The organism is Bacillus multifaciens (assembly GCF_030756675.1).
In the GTDB taxonomy this organism is placed as follows: domain Bacteria; phylum Bacillota; class Bacilli; order Bacillales; family Bacillaceae_G; genus Bacillus_A; species Bacillus_A multifaciens.
On the sequence record NZ_JAVBXD010000010.1, the window covers coordinates 61646 to 78198 of the forward strand.

14 protein-coding genes and 2 pseudogenes are annotated in these 16553 nt (G+C 35.2%); 3 read left to right on the forward strand and 13 right to left on the reverse strand.

Features of this window, described 5'->3' with window-relative positions:
- Positions 1-87: 87 nt before the first annotated feature.
- From Q9306_RS09020 to sleB, 5 genes are all read right to left on the reverse strand, one after another.
- Positions 88-846, reverse strand: a complete 759-nt coding sequence (locus Q9306_RS09020) for a DUF3959 family protein (RefSeq protein WP_306197441.1) — start codon at positions 844-846, stop codon at positions 88-90.
- 1027 nt (positions 847-1873) lie between these two features.
- Positions 1874-2389, reverse strand: a complete 516-nt coding sequence (locus tag Q9306_RS09025; RefSeq protein ID WP_371932362.1) for a GNAT family N-acetyltransferase — start codon at positions 2387-2389, stop codon at positions 1874-1876.
- 135 nt (positions 2390-2524) lie between these two features.
- On the reverse strand, positions 2525-3130 hold the full coding sequence (locus tag Q9306_RS09030) for a YhcN/YlaJ family sporulation lipoprotein (RefSeq protein ID WP_306197443.1): 606 nt from the start codon (positions 3128-3130) through the stop codon (positions 2525-2527).
- Positions 3131-3148: 18 nt separating this feature from the next.
- Positions 3149-4489 carry a germination protein YpeB gene (gene ypeB / locus Q9306_RS09035; RefSeq protein ID WP_306197445.1) on the reverse strand — a complete coding sequence of 447 codons (1341 nt, stop codon included), beginning with the start codon at positions 4487-4489 and terminating at the stop codon, positions 3149-3151.
- An 18-nt stretch (positions 4490-4507) separates the two neighbouring features.
- Positions 4508-5275, reverse strand: a complete 768-nt coding sequence (gene sleB / locus Q9306_RS09040; RefSeq protein WP_306197447.1) for a spore cortex-lytic enzyme — start codon at positions 5273-5275, stop codon at positions 4508-4510.
- A gap of 146 nt (positions 5276-5421) precedes the next feature.
- On the opposite strand from sleB, the gene Q9306_RS09045 reads away from it, so the two are divergent.
- Positions 5422-5757, forward strand: coding sequence for a YqzG/YhdC family protein (locus tag Q9306_RS09045; protein ID WP_020063135.1), 336 nt, complete (start codon positions 5422-5424; stop codon positions 5755-5757).
- Positions 5758-5907: 150 nt separating this feature from the next.
- On the opposite strand, the gene Q9306_RS09050 is transcribed toward Q9306_RS09045, so the two are convergent.
- The 6 genes and pseudogenes from Q9306_RS09050 to kynU form a co-directional block, all read right to left on the reverse strand.
- Positions 5908-6831 (reverse strand): serine hydrolase domain-containing protein, encoded by a 924-nt coding sequence (locus Q9306_RS09050; protein WP_371932363.1) that lies wholly within the window; start codon positions 6829-6831, stop codon positions 5908-5910.
- A 208-nt stretch (positions 6832-7039) separates the two neighbouring features.
- Positions 7040-7524: pseudogene (locus Q9306_RS09055) on the reverse strand (transposase); the annotation flags it as partial.
- 240 nt (positions 7525-7764) lie between these two features.
- The gene (locus tag Q9306_RS09060) at positions 7765-8715 is read right to left on the reverse strand and encodes a nucleoside hydrolase (protein WP_306197452.1); all 951 of its coding nucleotides are present in this window, start codon (positions 8713-8715) and stop codon (positions 7765-7767) included.
- A 348-nt stretch (positions 8716-9063) separates the two neighbouring features.
- Complete coding sequence (kynA, locus tag Q9306_RS09065; protein ID WP_306197454.1) at positions 9064-9903, reverse strand: tryptophan 2,3-dioxygenase; 840 nt, start codon at positions 9901-9903, stop codon at positions 9064-9066.
- Between the two features lie 36 nt (positions 9904-9939).
- On the reverse strand, positions 9940-10569 hold the full coding sequence (kynB, locus tag Q9306_RS09070; protein WP_306197456.1) for an arylformamidase: 630 nt from the start codon (positions 10567-10569) through the stop codon (positions 9940-9942).
- 2 nt (positions 10570-10571) lie between these two features.
- On the reverse strand, positions 10572-11858 hold the full coding sequence (gene kynU / locus Q9306_RS09075; protein ID WP_306197459.1) for a kynureninase: 1287 nt from the start codon (positions 11856-11858) through the stop codon (positions 10572-10574).
- Between the two features lie 162 nt (positions 11859-12020).
- Between kynU and Q9306_RS09080 the strand changes: the two genes are divergently transcribed.
- Together Q9306_RS09080 and Q9306_RS09085 are read left to right on the forward strand one after the other, a co-directional pair.
- Positions 12021-12632: a TetR/AcrR family transcriptional regulator gene (locus tag Q9306_RS09080; RefSeq protein ID WP_306197461.1), complete on the forward strand. Its 612-nt coding sequence runs from the start codon at positions 12021-12023 to the stop codon at positions 12630-12632.
- Between the two features lie 271 nt (positions 12633-12903).
- Positions 12904-13743 carry an oxidoreductase gene (locus Q9306_RS09085; protein WP_306197463.1) on the forward strand — a complete coding sequence of 280 codons (840 nt, stop codon included), beginning with the start codon at positions 12904-12906 and terminating at the stop codon, positions 13741-13743.
- A 140-nt stretch (positions 13744-13883) separates the two neighbouring features.
- On the opposite strand, the pseudogene Q9306_RS09090 reads toward Q9306_RS09085, so the two are convergent.
- Positions 13884-14120 (reverse strand): annotated as a pseudogene (locus Q9306_RS09090) (hypothetical protein); the annotation flags it as partial.
- Positions 14121-14601: 481 nt separating this feature from the next.
- Complete coding sequence (locus Q9306_RS09095) at positions 14602-16443, reverse strand: GMC family oxidoreductase (RefSeq protein ID WP_306197465.1); 1842 nt, start codon at positions 16441-16443, stop codon at positions 14602-14604.
- Between the last annotated feature and the right edge of the window lie 110 nt (positions 16444-16553).

Sequence of the window (16553 nt, forward strand, 5' to 3'; positions counted from 1 at the left end):
TATGTATATTATTACAACGAAAAAACCCGTAATGCCTATCGATTATTTGTAGACATTACGGGTTTTTTCGTTGTAAAAGAACATTCTCTATGCATTATAACGATTTTTTCTTCGTTCCATTCTCGTTTGTCCTTGTGCTGTTCCAATATCATTATGTTGCTCTGTTGGCGTTGTATGATAAGTTGGTGCTGCTTCTTGATGATTTCGTTCATACGTGCGAGTGTCTCTCTGTTTAGAAGATTTTTTACCGAACTTTAGCATTTTAAATTTTAATCTCGGTAAACTCGGAATGCGAATTTTAAATGTAGGTCTCATTCGCTTCTTTTTTTGTTGAAATGCGCTTGTTTTTTCTTGCTTTCCGTTATCACGGTGCAGCGCGTTTGCAAGCAAACCGCCGAGTAAGAAGCCTGCCACTAAAATGACTAAATACAACCGTTCTGTTGTAAGTAGGTTCATCATGCGCTGAAGAACTGCTAGTGATTGAATTTGCTTTGCATCCCAAAGCATTACGCCCCATAATGCAAGAAGTCCTAGTGTAATCGCATATGTACGGAATCGGAATAAAAACGGGATGACAGCAATACATGCAGCGATTTTTGCGTTCGCAATTAAAGAATCAACTGTTATGTATTGATTCCAAATTGACATCAAGAGTGTAATAAATGCTGCGTATGCTACCCAACTAAATATTCGTGAATGCATTCGTTTGGCATGATAGCTCCCAAAACTAGTTAAAAATAATAAACCACCTATATATAATGATAATTGTAGGGGCATTTGTTTCATTAAACCTGTAACTGGGAATAGGGCGCTGAGCACCATTAACAGTACATCAAGTTTTCTCACAATTCTCAATCCCTTTCAGCTTTCTAACTTCTATAGCATAATGGTATTTTTCTGTTTTGTATATATGCATTCAGCTATACAATAACATGCTTATAAAACATCTTAATCCTATTCATGCTAAGAAGTAAACAAAAAAAGTGGAGTGATAATTGACAAGAAATGATTATTTTAAAATTAGAAAATATCTGAGTGATAAACAAGATGTTTAATGAAGGGTTTAAAAATGGTTGTTAAATTATATCTTTTAGTGCGATTGTGAAAAAACTAAGTATTATGGTGTGCCTCAAATTACTGCGTCTATATGAATTTTTAACGTGAGTAAGTATCTTATCTTTATCCAAGTAGATAAGTGCAAGTAAGCATTTTTTCATCTATACATTCATGATGAATACAAAAAGCCTTATTGTAATACAATTTAAATTTTGTAGAATTTCAATCCATGCACCCTATGAAGGATGCGACTTTTTAAGTATGTTAGTTATTCATATACAAAACAATTTCAATCCACGCACCCTATGAAGGATGCAACTTGGCGTTTCGGGTTCCGGGAAAAGTGTAGCAATATTTCAATCCACGCATCCTATGAGGGATGCGACAGCGATTTTTGTTCAAAATAACACGCAAATACGTAAATTCTGTATAAAAACCAGTTATTTTCTTTAATAAAATTAAAAACCTTTACAGAAAATCATAAAATTCAATCGTAAATCGTGAAAATTCAGGTGCGAATCCCCTTGGAATTTTATGTGCGCTTTACATTCGCACATAAAAATTAAAGGACTTTACAAAATTAGTTGTTTCTTTTCCACCAATAAGTTCTACCTAGTACTTGTCTCGAATGAAGCTACCACTTCACTATTTTAGCATTCAATGAGTATTAAGTAGAAATTAATTTATATCTAAATTTCCAATAACATCAAACTCTCATATAACAAAACTCTAATTTCAATCATAACAATTAGAATCCATACAAAAAGCTTGTGGTTGACTATTCCTTCTCGCTCAAAACTTTTACAGATTTACTATTTTAAAACACATAGCGTTTAACTGATGCTTTGTTGACAGGTAAATATAAAACGAGCTGAGGCCCAATCGGCCCCATTCGACGCTGTCCTCTATCTTCAAAACCAACTGTTATGTATAATTTTTGCGCAGGAATATTTTTTTCATTGACTGCCAATACGATTTCTTCTATGTTTGGAAAGTATAAACCTACATAATTTGGTAGCAGTTGCAGTGCGCGTTTTGCATACCCGTTTCCTTGTTCAGTGTAATTAATCGAAAATGAAGTGAGTAACAAAGACTTTTCTTTCGTTGTATATTCTTGCACACGACTTCCTGATTGTAAGGAAAAAATACCTACTGGCTTGTCATCAGCTAAAATAACAATAGGATTTCGAGTTGGATCCTGCTTCGCATGATTTAATAGTTCCATTGGATGAGCAGTAAATTGTACTTGTTCTTCGGGTAAAGTATAGGTTTGAAAAGTTTCTTTATATTCCTCTGTATATGGAACGAGTTGAATAGATTGATTCATTTGCATAACATAAATTCCCCCAGTTATAAAAACATATGTTTCCTTCCATGTAAAATCATATAACATTTTTAGTAATAAAGGAAATTTTCAGTTTTCAAAACGATAAAACAATCCCCGTGCTGCATTACACGGGGGATTGTTTTATCGTTTTAATTGTTGATTCGATTGATCGACTTGTTCTTGTTTTAATTCATTTTGTTCATATTTTGGTAATTGTTGATTATTTTCTTTAACTGGATTCGTCTTTTTGTTTTCTAATAAATCATTAGGCACTTGCGGCATCGCACGTCCAACGATTGCCGCAAGTTCATCAAGAATTCCTTCGCCAGCTTTTCCTTCTTTAATACGCTTTCCAATTTGTTTTAAACGCTCGTACGTATCTAAATCGGCCACTACAACTGCATTAGAACCTTGTGGATCATGTTTTAAGCTCTCTGCAACTGAGTATTTAATTGTTTCTACTCTTGTACGATCTAACTTAGCACCTACATCAATACCAACAATGGAATACTTACCAAGAACAACAGCTGTTGCACCTTTTACACCTGGTATATTTGAAGCAATATTTGCAAGATGATCAGCTTTTGTTTCTTCTGATTTACGTGTATTTTCTTTATATGTTACGTTTTTTGTTGTATATTGATTTGCATTTGAAGTTGGTTTTGGATTTGCTGCGTTATCATTCTTTTTTGTACTGCAACTTGCTAATAGAAGCAAACAGATACAAAAGTATAAGGGTTTCCTCAAAGGTATCACTCCTATTCATTAATCAAAAATTTGTTCTACACTTTGTAGTTTTTTCACTTTTTCTTCGGTACCACTATTAGCATTAATAAAGATTTGATAGGTGTCTTTTCCAAGTGTCCCTAAAAATTCATAACATAGTACCTCTTTATGCAAGTCATTTACAACGATTGCTTCACGCTCTTCCATAACTTTTAAATTCGGATTAATTTTCTTTCGTGCATCCGAAACCGATAATGTTGGTTTTGGAATTTTTATATCTTTACGTGAAGCTAAATAGTCTCTAGCAGAGAAACCAACAATCGAACCGTCATCAAGCGCAATTTTCATTTGGATGGATTCGGGATATATACGTACGTTGTCCCGATTCGTTACGAATGTGAAAACACCGATAGAGTCGTATTGTGAGCTTTCATATAACTCCATATTTTTAAATTTATTTTGTTTTAAAAAGGAAAGCCCCTTTTCTCCTGCTTCATTTAAACTGATTTTTTGTTCTTTTACTTCACGGTTGTTCATGACCCAAATTGGATAGCCGCCTTTTTCCGTAATATCCATATTCGTTTCACTATTTGTCTTAGGATCTTTTACTGTAATGCTATAAAATTTTTCTTTTGCTCCTTTGCCGCTTTTTTCAGCAGAAATCGTTTCAGATCCCTTTAAGCTAAGGAAAGATTTTGCGATATTTATTGCTTGTTCTTTTGAAATTATTGGACCGGATATGTGCGTTTCACCCTTTTTTTCTGTCTGCAAACTTGTAAACGTTGGTCCAAAAGGGCTTTGTGAATAAGAGTTACTGTTTTTTTCTACTGTTTTAAATCCATCTATAATCGTGTTATCAGCTGGATTTTTATTAGAAGCAAGCGCTAGTTCAACATCCATCCAACGTAGATTGTTTTTTAAGGCAAGATGCTGTACTTTACGCAGTTCATCTTGAATATTTGCCGCGTTACTATATAGTTGCTGAAGTGTATTATATTCTTGGTCATTCAGCGGTTCTTTATCTAAATCACGTATAGCTGTACGGTAACTAAATTCTCCGATATTTGATAGAAATTCTTCTGTTTTATTAAATGGGAGTAATGTAAGTGGTAATTGGCCAATATCAGAATGAGCTTGAGATGTGATGCGCCACACATCGGCTAATGCAGGTGATAATGATGTGCGTGAATTCATTGCTAATGTTGTCCCGATTTTGTCATGTAATAAATCGACTTGATAGGCTAAATCATGGAAAGCCCGCTGGTAGTTATTTTCAGCGTGAATTAAGACCGCATTTTTCTCTTGGTGCTCTTTATATCCCCAATATCCTGTGCCTACAACTCCGATTGTTAATAAAACAATAAGTAAACCTCTAAACATATCTCATCCACCTCCTAACTAGTGACAAAAAATGTGTCTTCCAATTTTCTTAATTTGCGGGCGGCTCCAAATCCATTTACTTGTTGCTGTATCCGGATTAAAGTAATAAAGCGCTCCTCCAGATGGATCCCATCCGTTAATTGCATCAAGTACAGCTTTTTTTGCTGTTTCATTTGGTGTTAAATTGATCTGGCCGTCTGCAACAGCAGTAAACGCACGCGGCTCATAAATAACGCCTGCGACTGTGTTTGGAAAAGATGAACTGCTTACGCGATTCAAAATAACAGCTGCAACGGCAACTTGTCCGATATAAGGTTCACCGCGTGATTCACCATATACAGCATTTGCCAAGATTTTAATGTCATTTTGCGAGTATCCATTCGGAACATTTGTGCCTTTATTTTGTGCTGGTTTATTATTTTGTGACGGTTTATTACCTTGGTTGTTCGCTGTGTTACTTGGTTGCTTTTCATATTTGGTAGCTTTTACGAGCTTTTGTTTTGTTGTTGCACCAGCAAGTCCATCAACCTTTAACCCGAATTTTTGTTGGAAATTTCGAAGTGCCCAATATGTACCCCACCCAAAGACACCATCTACTTTGCCAGTGTAAAATCCAATGTATTTCAGTCTTGATTGTAGCTCGATTACATCTTCCCCAGAAGCTCCTTTTTGGATAATTTGATTTGAAAAAGCCCCTACCTCCTTCTCATGAACACTACTTACCAACAAAGTAATCGCCGCTGTAATAAGCAGAAGCGGCACTTTGAAGAAAGCTTTACGCTGCATAGTTCAACCTCCTTGAATATGACGATGATTTCAAGGTTATTTTTTGTAAATCATGCGGTTTTATGTAACGAAGACAAAAAAAGGCACATTCATATGAATATGCCTAAATGTAAACACTATAAAAAATGCTATAAAGGAGCTTTAAGATGACACGGTTATATACTCGATTAATTATATGTATCAGCCTTGCTGCAATTATATTATTTATTTATAAACCTTTCTCCGCTGTTCATGCACAGCCTCCATATGCGAAATGGGGAAAGATCGCGGTGCAAATGACGAAAGAAAAATACCCGCAAGCTGATATTATCGATTACCTTCATATTGGAAGAAGGCCGAAAACAGGAAATGTATCAGTTGAAAAATTTAAGTTATGGTTGCGTGACAAGAGTGGAAAAGAATTTGGAGTATTTGTTGATGTAGAGTTTGAAACGAAAACAGAAAAATTTATTAACATTTCATTCAAAGAGACTCCAAGATAAAAACAACATGCCGTGCCAAAAGAAGAAGCTTTTTTCAAGGCGTGGCAACTCTATTCCATTGCTGAAGTTTATAAATCATGACTTTAAAATCGTATGTAGTACAATTTTAGTGAGAGGTTTTGTAAATTTCCGAAACAAAACCTCTCTTTTTTAGTACACTTCTTGTAAATATTTCACAAACATTTTTAGTGGTACTAAACCCCGTTTAGGCATTTGACTTGTAATAACTGCGGTGAGTTCTAATTGAGGCACAATGAAAATATATTGCCCGCCGTATCCCATCGCAAAATATGTATGATATGGCACATTGCATGTGTCTCTATCTAGAACCCACCAGTGAAATCCATATGCTCCAATATGTTTGTACGTAATAAATCGGTTTTGCTGCGATTGTTCGATCCAGTTCGAAGACACGAGTTGTTGTCCATTCCAACAGCCGTTTTGCAGACAGAGTTGACCGATTTTCAGCAAATCTTTTGGTCTCATTTTCATACCAAAACCACCCACAAAAATTCCTTGTGGATCTTGTTGCCACTCATAGTTTGTAATATGTAACGGTTCAAATAAATATTTCTCAGTAAACACTGCTGTTGACATCCCTGTTGCAAGTTGCAAAATATAACTTAATACATGTGAAGAACCAGAATTATAATTCATTTTAGTCCCTGGTTGTTCAATAATCGGTTTATTAAGAATATAGTCAATCCAGTTTTTTGATTCTACGAAATCATTTGGGAAAATAACACCGTCACCAAACTCGTTCCACTCTTCTCCCGTTGTCATCGTTAGTAAATGATACATTGTTAACAGCTGTTTTTCTTTTGGTGCGTTTGGAATCCACTCAACAATAGGTGTATGAATACTATGGATATATCTTTTTTCAAGTGCAATGCCGATTAAAATAGAAATGATACTTTTTGTTATTGAATTAACTTTAAATACATTTTGTGCACATTTCTCTGTTTTATAATATTCTCTAACGATTTCTCCTTTTTGATATACGAGAAAAGCATTTACTTTCTTCTTTTTCAATGTATGTTCTAATTCTGGTAAGTTCAATTTAAACTCCTCCATAATTACTTAGCGCTAATTTGACTTATTATAACGAAATTTGAAATGAGAAACAAAAAAGAGTAGATTTTTTCTAGGCTACCGTCACATGCCCATCAACTTAAGAACGGAAACAAAATGAACTTTCGTTCAAATGAATTAAAAAACTCTTAAAATACTTTTTGTCCTTAAAAATGAGCATGCCAAATAAACCTCAATCAAATTTCAAAAATTATGCAGCTTTCTTTTGTTTTCCAAACCCACTATACTCATAGACAACACCCATAATATCAAAGACTGTTTTCTTCTCATATCGATGAGATTTTCGCCCATTTTTCTGTAATAGGTGGTGTAGGCGGATTAGAATCTTTGTTATTTCTTGGGTGTCTTTCTGTATAGCTTGATACAAAAGATATAAATAATCTTGAATCATCCCTATCGCTTTATATTCGCTTAATTCTCTTTTCTTCTTTTGCAAAAGAAGTTGGCGCATTTTAAACATAATAGAGGTACACAGGAAAATAGCGATTAGCTTTCCATATAATTGGCACTCTAATCGTTCCTGTTTTACATGACGATAATGGTGTATTTTGAAGAGTGATTTCCACGTTTTAAAGACAATCTCTATTTGCCAACGCAAAGTATATAACTCATGTACTTGTTCCATCGGACCCATTCCCAAGGTGTATTCGTCACGTACACGTTTAACCCCGCTATATGTATGTAATCCGGAAGATGCAGTCTTAGTAAAAAGGACAAGAGGTGTTCTCATGTACGAAAACACCTCTGTAGTCTACAACTATTTTTAACAGTCTAAGACTTTTTTCTATAGTCTAAAACATTTTTTTAATCAAATCCCCCTAGGGATAGTCACTCTATCTAGAAACCTAGAAAAGTCACTTCAGAAAATCTGAGTTTACTTTTATAATCCGGATTATCTGAAGTTAATAAAGTATGTTACAATCTCTTCTGTAAGAACGTTTCTATAATATCCTTCTTGAATCTTTCATAATCCAACTGAAAAGCTACATTATGCGTTTTATATCCTGGATTAGTCACAAAACGAAAGTCTGCAATGCTTTGACCAAATCCTTCTCCTTGATCAGGAATTACTTTAATGGGTACTCTTGAAAGGCTAACAGCCTCTTGATTCAGCAAATACCACACTGTTACAAAATCATGCATAGGACTTCCGCTTATACCGGGATTAGACTTGGAGTAGAAACTATAATAATAGTCTAACATAGGTTTGATGATGAGTCCTGCAAGATCCTGTGTATTCTGATGAAATGCATCGATTTGTTGGACCATTTCGGGTGTAACAATCGCATGTTGAGTTACATTTAACGGAATAATTGTCAAGTTCTTCGCATGCTGCAAAATTAAGTTTGCTGCATAAGGATCGGCATAAAAGTTAGCTTCAGCTACAGCAGTCACATTACCTGGATAAAAAAAAGCTCCGCCCATGCAAATACATTCCCTTACGTTCCGCATTGTTTCTAAATTTAATACAAAAGTTGTAGCTAACGAAGAAAGTCTTCCTAAATTGATAATTGTAAGATCTTCTAAATTTGAATGTATAACTTGGTAAATATCATTTAAGGGATAAACTGGATAAGAAATTTCAGGGGGAATGATAGGTCCTAATCCGACTTTTCCATGTACCTCGGGGAAATACTGAACCAATATACCTGTCAACGGTACAGAAGCACCAAGGAATACAGGTATCTCTTCTCTTCCTGCAATGTACTTCAAATAGTTAATATTTCTGATAACATTCTCTCTTGATACATTTCCATAATCGGCGACAATCCCTACAAGTTGAATATCTTTACGAAAAAAGGTATACAAAATAGCAAACGCATCATCAATTCCCAAATCCGTAAATAGGAGAACTTTTTTTTGCATATATCTTCCTCCAAATTTATAGAATCCTATTTTCACTAAGGATGTAGTGAGTAGGATAGGCTTGTACGTATATATTTTATGTATTCCTAAAAAGTGAATTCTATTCATATGTAGTTATCATAAAAACAATTATTGGTATAAAAATGTGCCTTACATAACCAATCATTATCGTAGCAGACAAAAAAGCTCACTTCTTATCTTTTTTCAAATAAGAAGCTAGCTTTGTCGTTTTTGGGGTGACTTTATTTCGTATAACAATAATATAAAGCATAATTTCAATTTAAAAATATGCAAATAAGCATAAAAGCTTTTTCATAGAAAAAACTTTTATGCTTATTGTTTAATCGTTTATAGTTTTGTCCGAATAGCCCAAAGCTCTGGGAAAAATGATTGATCAAGCACACGTTTTAAATACGAAACGCCTGAAGAACCGCCAGTGCCCATCTTATGACCAATAATACGTTCTACTGTTTTCATATGACGGAAGCGCCACTGCTGCAGCCAATCTTCAATATCGATTAGCTTCTCAGCTAATTGATATAAATCCCAGTATTTCTTCACATCTGAGTACACTTCTAACCACGCTGCTTCTACTGTTGCATCTGGTTCATATGGTTGTGTAATATCACGTTGAAGCACAATCGGATTGATTGGAAAACCTTCTTTAGCAAGCGTTTGAATCGCAACGTCATATAAACTCGGTGTGTGAAACGCCTTATGTAGACGAGTATATAACTCTTCATCTTTTTCATAGATTTTAAGAATATGTGGTGTTTTATAACCAAGTGCAAATTCAATCATCCGATATTGGTAAGATTGAAATCCAGATGATTGACCGAGTGCATCGCGGAATTCAATATATTCTGCCGGTGTAAGCGTCGCAAGAATATCCCACGACTGAATAATTTGCGATTGAATTTTTGAAACGCGTGCAAGCATCTTAAAAGCAGGCGCAAGATTTCCATTTTGAATGGACTCAATAGCTGCTTCTAACTCATGCAAAATTAATTTCATCCAAAGTTCACTTGCTTGATGAATCACGATGAACAACATTTCGTCGTGATGATTGGACAGTCGCTTTTGACTTGAAAGCAAACTGTCTAGTTGTAAGTACTCTCCGTATGTCATGTTGTTACGAAAATCTGTATGAATTCCTTTTTCCATAATCACTTTTTCATTTTCTGTCATATGTGTACATCCTCTCTATGCAGTATATATTTATTTTTATAATGGTTTTAATACGGCACGCACTGGACTACCGTCTGCATCTGTTAGTGAAAGTGGCAGGGCAATCAGTTCATAGTCTCCGTCTTGTACATTTTCCAAAACAACATTTTCTAAAATATGAATACCGTGTTTAAATAATTCATGGTGTGCTGCTAGCTCTTTATCATTAAGTGGGTCCACAGACGGAACATCAACACCAATTAAACGAACTCCTTTTTCATGAAGGTATGGTGCAAGATCTGCACGTAAATACGGAATCGTTTCAGGAAATACATGTGGATTTGTTTTTGATAAGGTTCGCAATAATAATCTACTTACCCCTTCTAAATCATAATTTTCAAGTTCTTTTGCTCCGATGCTTTCGAGACCTGTTACATCTATAATTCGAGCAGGACCGATGTAGATGTTAATATCAAGATCACTTACTTTTTTACCATCATTATCGAAGTGAAACGGAGCATCAATATGTGTGCCGGTGTGAATACTCATCGAAATTTTACCAACATTAACCGAGCCGCTTTGCTCTTTTGTCCATGAAACTTCATAGGAAAAAGGTGTATCGCCAGGCCAAGTGGCAATTTTATTATTTAGAGGTTGAGAAATATCAATCCATTTGTGTTCTTTCATCTTTATGCCACAACCTCTCGTTTATTTTCAAATTGTTTATACTCCTCATCTACCATAATCTTTTTCAAAATTTGGACAGCGTTCCATACTTCTTCATACGTATTGTATAACGCGACAGGAGCTAAACGAATGCCATTTGGAGCGCGAAAATCAGGAACAATTCCATTTGCCTTTAATGCTTTACAAATCCGCGCCGCTTCTTTATGTTCTAAATAAATATGTCCGCCTCGTATTTCATCCTCTAACGGATTACCAAGTGTAAAGTCCATATCTGCTAATTCATGTTGAATAAGGTTTATCATATAACGTGTAATATGAAGGGATTTTTTCCGTAAGCGCTCTATACCTGCTTCTTTAAAAATTTCTAAAGAACCAATAAGCGGTGCAACACTTAATACGTGCGGTGTTCCAATTTGATAGGCACCGGCATGCTCAGCTGGTGTAAGTTCGTGCTCCATATCAAACTGCTTATCTTTTCGAGAGCCAAACCAACCCGCTAATCCTGGTAGACGATTAAAATGTTTTTTATTTACGTACAAGCCTCCAACACCGCCTGGTCCGGCATTTAAATATTTATAATTACACCAAACTGCAAAATCAACGTCCCATTCTTGAAAATGATGCGGAATAGAACCGATAGAATGGCAAAGATCAAAGCCGATATGAATCCCTCGTTTATGTGCTTCTTCTGTAAGAAATTTCATATTTAAAATTTGACCACTTCGATATAACACAGCTGGAAGGACAATAAGTGCAATATCTTCTGTCATTGCAGCAATAATATCTTCTTCATTTAACGTTCTTCCATCCCTGCTTTTCACTTGAACAAGATGCTCAGCAGGGTCCAATCCTTTTAAACGAATTTGGCTTTGCAAAGCATAAATATCAGATGGAAATGTTAACTCATCGGCAAGGATTTTTGTTTTTCCTTCTTTCGGTTCGAAAAACGTAGCAACCACTTGATGTAAATTTGTCGTCGTGGAACCGGTTACAATTACTTCTTCTGGCGTGGCACCAATAAGAGGCGCAGTTAATTCTCCTAATTGCTCAGATAAGAAATACCAAGGATGCGGTCCTTCTGTCCAGCCGTCAATGCCAAATTGTTTCCATGAATCTAGTAATGTTAATAAAGACTGCTCAGCTCGTTTAGATAGAAGCCCAAGTGAATTTCCATCCAAATAAATGGTTCCTTCTTTTTTATAAAATTCATGTTGAAACGATGCGAGCTCATCATTACGATCACATTGACGGGCGTACTCATAAGATGGCTCAAATGGTTTTGTGTACATTCTATCACCTTCTCTTGAATTTTCTTTTAATTCTAATTAATAAAAAATATATCACTAAAACTGACATAGCGTCAATGACATAATGTCAGTTGACAGTTTACTATCGGTTCCTCTACAATGAAATTAATTTTTCTGATATTTCAGTATAAAGGTGTGGTACATATGACTAAAAATACTTTTTCAGCAAGACAACGCCGTTCGCTAGAAACAAAAAAGAAATTATTATTGGCTGGGCGTGAAGTATTTATAGAACAAGGCTTTCAAAAAACAACAATTTCCCAAATTATAAAAAAAGCAGAAACAGGATATGGGACTGCTTACGTATACTTTAAAAATAAAGATGATTTACTCATTGTATTAATGGACGATGTAATGAATCAATTTTATACAATTGCAGAACGTGTTTTTCAACCCGTAACAAAGCAAGAAGCTCATAGTATGATTCAAAAGCAAGTTCATGCATTTTTACAAATGGCAGAAATAGAAAGACAGCTACTACAAGTTGTTGAAGAAGCAATTGGTACATCCAATGAAGTCAGGAACAGATGGGATGCTATTCGAGAACGATTTATTGAGCGAATTGTTCAAGATATTACATATTCACAAAACAGCGGTTTAGCGCGTAAAGATTTGAACAGTTTTTTAGTAGCAAGAAGTTGGTTCTTTGCAAATGAAATGTTTTTATGGGAAATCGTACGAAATGAACGAGAATTTTCTCTCGAGGACATAGTACATACATTAACAGAAATGTATATGGGCGGACTTTATTCCTAAAATGTACGGTATAAAACAGGCCTTTTAAAATGTCTATTCTAAATCGTACATTTTAATTTCTCGTAATTTTAGGTTATTACTTATTGGAAATAATGTTTCCCTATTATTTCCCTGGTAAGCGCATATTTTGACAGATAAAAAGGAATTTCCCTATAAATCTACCTTTTAAAATAAGAATATAAATATGTCTATGTAAATAATCTATTGAAATTCCCTTCCTCCTTTCGATATGATGAAATCAAATTGAATTTCAATAGAAAGTGAGAAACAAATGACAGAAAAAATTGCGATTATTACAGGTTCATCAAGTGGATTTGGGCTTCTTACATCGTTAGAGTTTGCGAAAAAAGGATATCTTGTCATCGCTACAATGCGAAATGTTGAAAAACAAACAAAATTGCTCGAACAGGCAGCACTGTTACACTTAGAGCATAAAATAAAAATCCATCAGCTTGATGTAACTTCTCAAAAATCTATTGAGAAGTTTACATCTTTTATAAGTACTCTTGAACGAATAGATATACTTGTGAATAATGCCGGCTACGCAAGTGGTGGATTTGTAGAGGAAATTCCACTTGAAGAGTATCGGAAGCAATTTGAGACAAACGTATTTGGTGCCATCGCAGTAACACAAGCTGTTCTTCCAATAATGAGAAAACAAAAACACGGAAAAATCATTAATATTAGTAGCATCAGTGGAAAAATAGGGTTCCCTGGCCTCTCTCCTTATGTTGCATCTAAATATGCACTTGAAGGCTGGAGTGAATCTCTTCGTCTAGAAGTAAAACCATTTGGAATCGATGTTTCATTAATTGAACCAGGATCATATAACACAAACATTTGGGAAATTGGCCAAAAACTTGCGGAATCTCCCTCTGAATCTAAGTCCCCTTACAAAGAATACATGAAGAAAATTGAACAACATATTCATAACGGGAATGAGAGTTTGGGAGACCCGCAAGATGTTGCCGAGAAAATAGTAAGTATTGCACAATCACAGCATCCAACTTTACGTTATCCGATCGGAAAAGGTGTAAAGTTAATGGTACTTATAAAGAACATTCTACCTTGGAAATGGTGGGAGTTTCTTGTTTTAAAGCGTTTTAAATAGTGCAAAAAAATATCAAAATTACTTTATAAAAAGTCATAAAAAATAAGGGGTGATACATATTAGTCATGTTTCACCCTTTTAATTTTAGTTTTACATAGAATAAGTGTTCTGGGATTTTAAATAAACATTACGCCAATAGTTTATACCGTAGAATCAATCTCCTTTTTTGTATAAAACATTTTTTTATTTTCAGCAACTTCCCAAAGATAATGAAATACATCTTCAAATGTTTTATTTTGTTTTGTCCAATTCTCATTATACTTAATGATTTTATCAGAGGTTACTTTATTTTCTCTCCATACCTCACCATCTGTATGTACATTTTGTGTAAACGCCTGCATTTTATCTATCACCTGAACAAAACGCGCTTCCTTCGTTTCATTTGCTTCTTATTCATTCCAAAATTCGTGGAATTCAAGTTCTGAATTATTTGGTAACCCATTGAGAAACTTTTGAATTTGAAAGACTTGTCAGAAGTCCCTGTATTAAAAACAGCATTGACAGAGATTCATTTTTAACTGCTTATGATGTATAAAAAGGGGGAAATATAACAGCGGTTGAAGCCAAGAAGCGAGCAAGAATGAAAAAAATAACATTTTATAAGCTAGTAAAAGAAAAAGAACAACAACAATAATCATCGTCCTTTTTCTTTTATTATTTTACTTTCTGTTTGATTTCTTTAACTGTCATACCTTTGCGAGCCTTTAACACTAATCCTTGTGTATATTGTGAAATATCGAAAATACATTATTGCATTTTCTGTAAGTTATTTTGCGCTTTATGACACGGTTGCTGCATCTATCCTTAACATTGAGTCTTGAGAATCTCTTAGCGTATAAAACCGTTAAAATGTGTGTGCTATCCTTTATAATCATCAAATTCTTTATCATCTACTACATAAGGGTGAGGATCCTCCTGAATAAATCGTACCGCATTTAAACCAATCATCTGAGCAGGGATGGAAGTGTTGCCGTCTGGTAAAATAGGTGAAATGGAAAGATCAGCAACTTTAAGATTTTTAGTACCAAAGACATTGAGGAATCCATCCACTACGCCTTCTTGAATCGTCCGTCCCATCTTACATTGTCCCCCAAAATGAAAGAAGTTCGAATAAGATGCCCTGACATAATTCTCAAGTTGCTTTCGTTTTTTTGCCTCATTAGGTAACTTGAAGATTTCTTCCGGAGGGTATACAACCTCATGTATGCCGCTATTATGAGTTCGAGCCTGCTTAATAATTTTGTAAGTGTTTATATATTGATCTACCAGAAAATTTAGATCATCAAGATTTTGCAACGGATTGAAGGTAAGCGACGGAAAAGCTTCAGGATCGCTATGCGCCACCATAATCGTACCCTTGCTTTTCGGGTTAAGATCTAATATACCAAAACTCATGATATTGGTACTACTGAAACTATCAAAATTCCAACCATTACGGATTACATCTTGAATAGGGAGAAATAAAGCTGCGGGGGCTCCAAGAATTTGGAGGCGACGCCCCTCCAGACTCGCCGGATTTTCCGCTTTAAAGGCACCTAGGGCAATGGGTTGGGGATCAGTCGACAATATAGGTACAAGTTCGGATGTCTCTACCTTAACGCCCATTCCAACATAAGCTTGAGTTTGAAGATTGTAACCAACATTTGGACTCTCTATCAATGTTGGTATCCCCGCCTTAGCCAAATCGCACGATTTTCCGATTCCTGAACGTTGTAGAATGACTGAAGAAAAAAATCCCGCAGAGACGATAATGCCTTTTCTTGCAAATCTTCTTTGTGAAATACCGTTCTTGACAAATTCAACGCCAACTGCAATGTTCAGTCCCTGTATTTTCTTAAATAAGATTTTATTAACAGTTGTTTTAGCTAAAATAACTAACTTTCTTCCATTAACCCCAAACTCATCTGGATGGACCTCGTCTCCTTGACTGACAATATGTTCATTTAAATATCCTGTTGCTGTCGATGAACGGACAAATTGACTATCTTTTTTCTGTTGGATATATTGTGATTTGTAAAATGTACAATCCCTGACACCTGTATTATAGTCATCAACAATGTCGATACCTAAAACCTTTGCGGTTGCGTTGGTCAAGGTTTCTATCAGCCCATGAGGAGGAATAAGTTGTTGTCTAACAAAAATAGGACCTTCCGTTCCTCTCTCGTTAGAGCTTTGAGTCGCTCCTATATATGTCTCATTTTTCATAAATAAGGAACGAATCTGATTGTAACTCCATTGGTCACCAACGAGAGCTGCCCACTTGTCATACAGTTCTTTACTCCCACGTACTGCATACATGTCATTAATTTCTGAGCTTCCCCCAATTACTCGACCATTTTGTGAAAGAAGTGAACGTTCAATGATTTTCTCTAGGTTAGAAGTAATATTAAATGTAAACTTATTATCGCTGGCTAAATTAATCGAATCTGTAATAGAAGCACTACTTAGCTCATTCGTCATATTCGTTCCTGCTTCAAGCACTAGTACAGAAGTGCTTTTGTCATCCGTTAATTCTTTGGCGATTACTCCTCCGGCAGTTCCGGCACCAATCACGATATAATCAAATCCGGTCGGCTCGGTTGATTGTGTAGGTTCTGGAATGGGTTCTGAAATAGGTTCTGGAATGGATTCTGAAATAGGCTCTGGAATAGGAACCGGAAATGCAACAGGAATGAAGAAGCCTCTATGTTTTAATGACATGAATAATCAAGCTCCTTTTTTTGTATTTAGTATATTAAATGTAAAAAAAGCGTGTTTTCTTGTGCCATTGTCTTTACTTATCAAAAAAAACATAGATGTATGTTCTATCG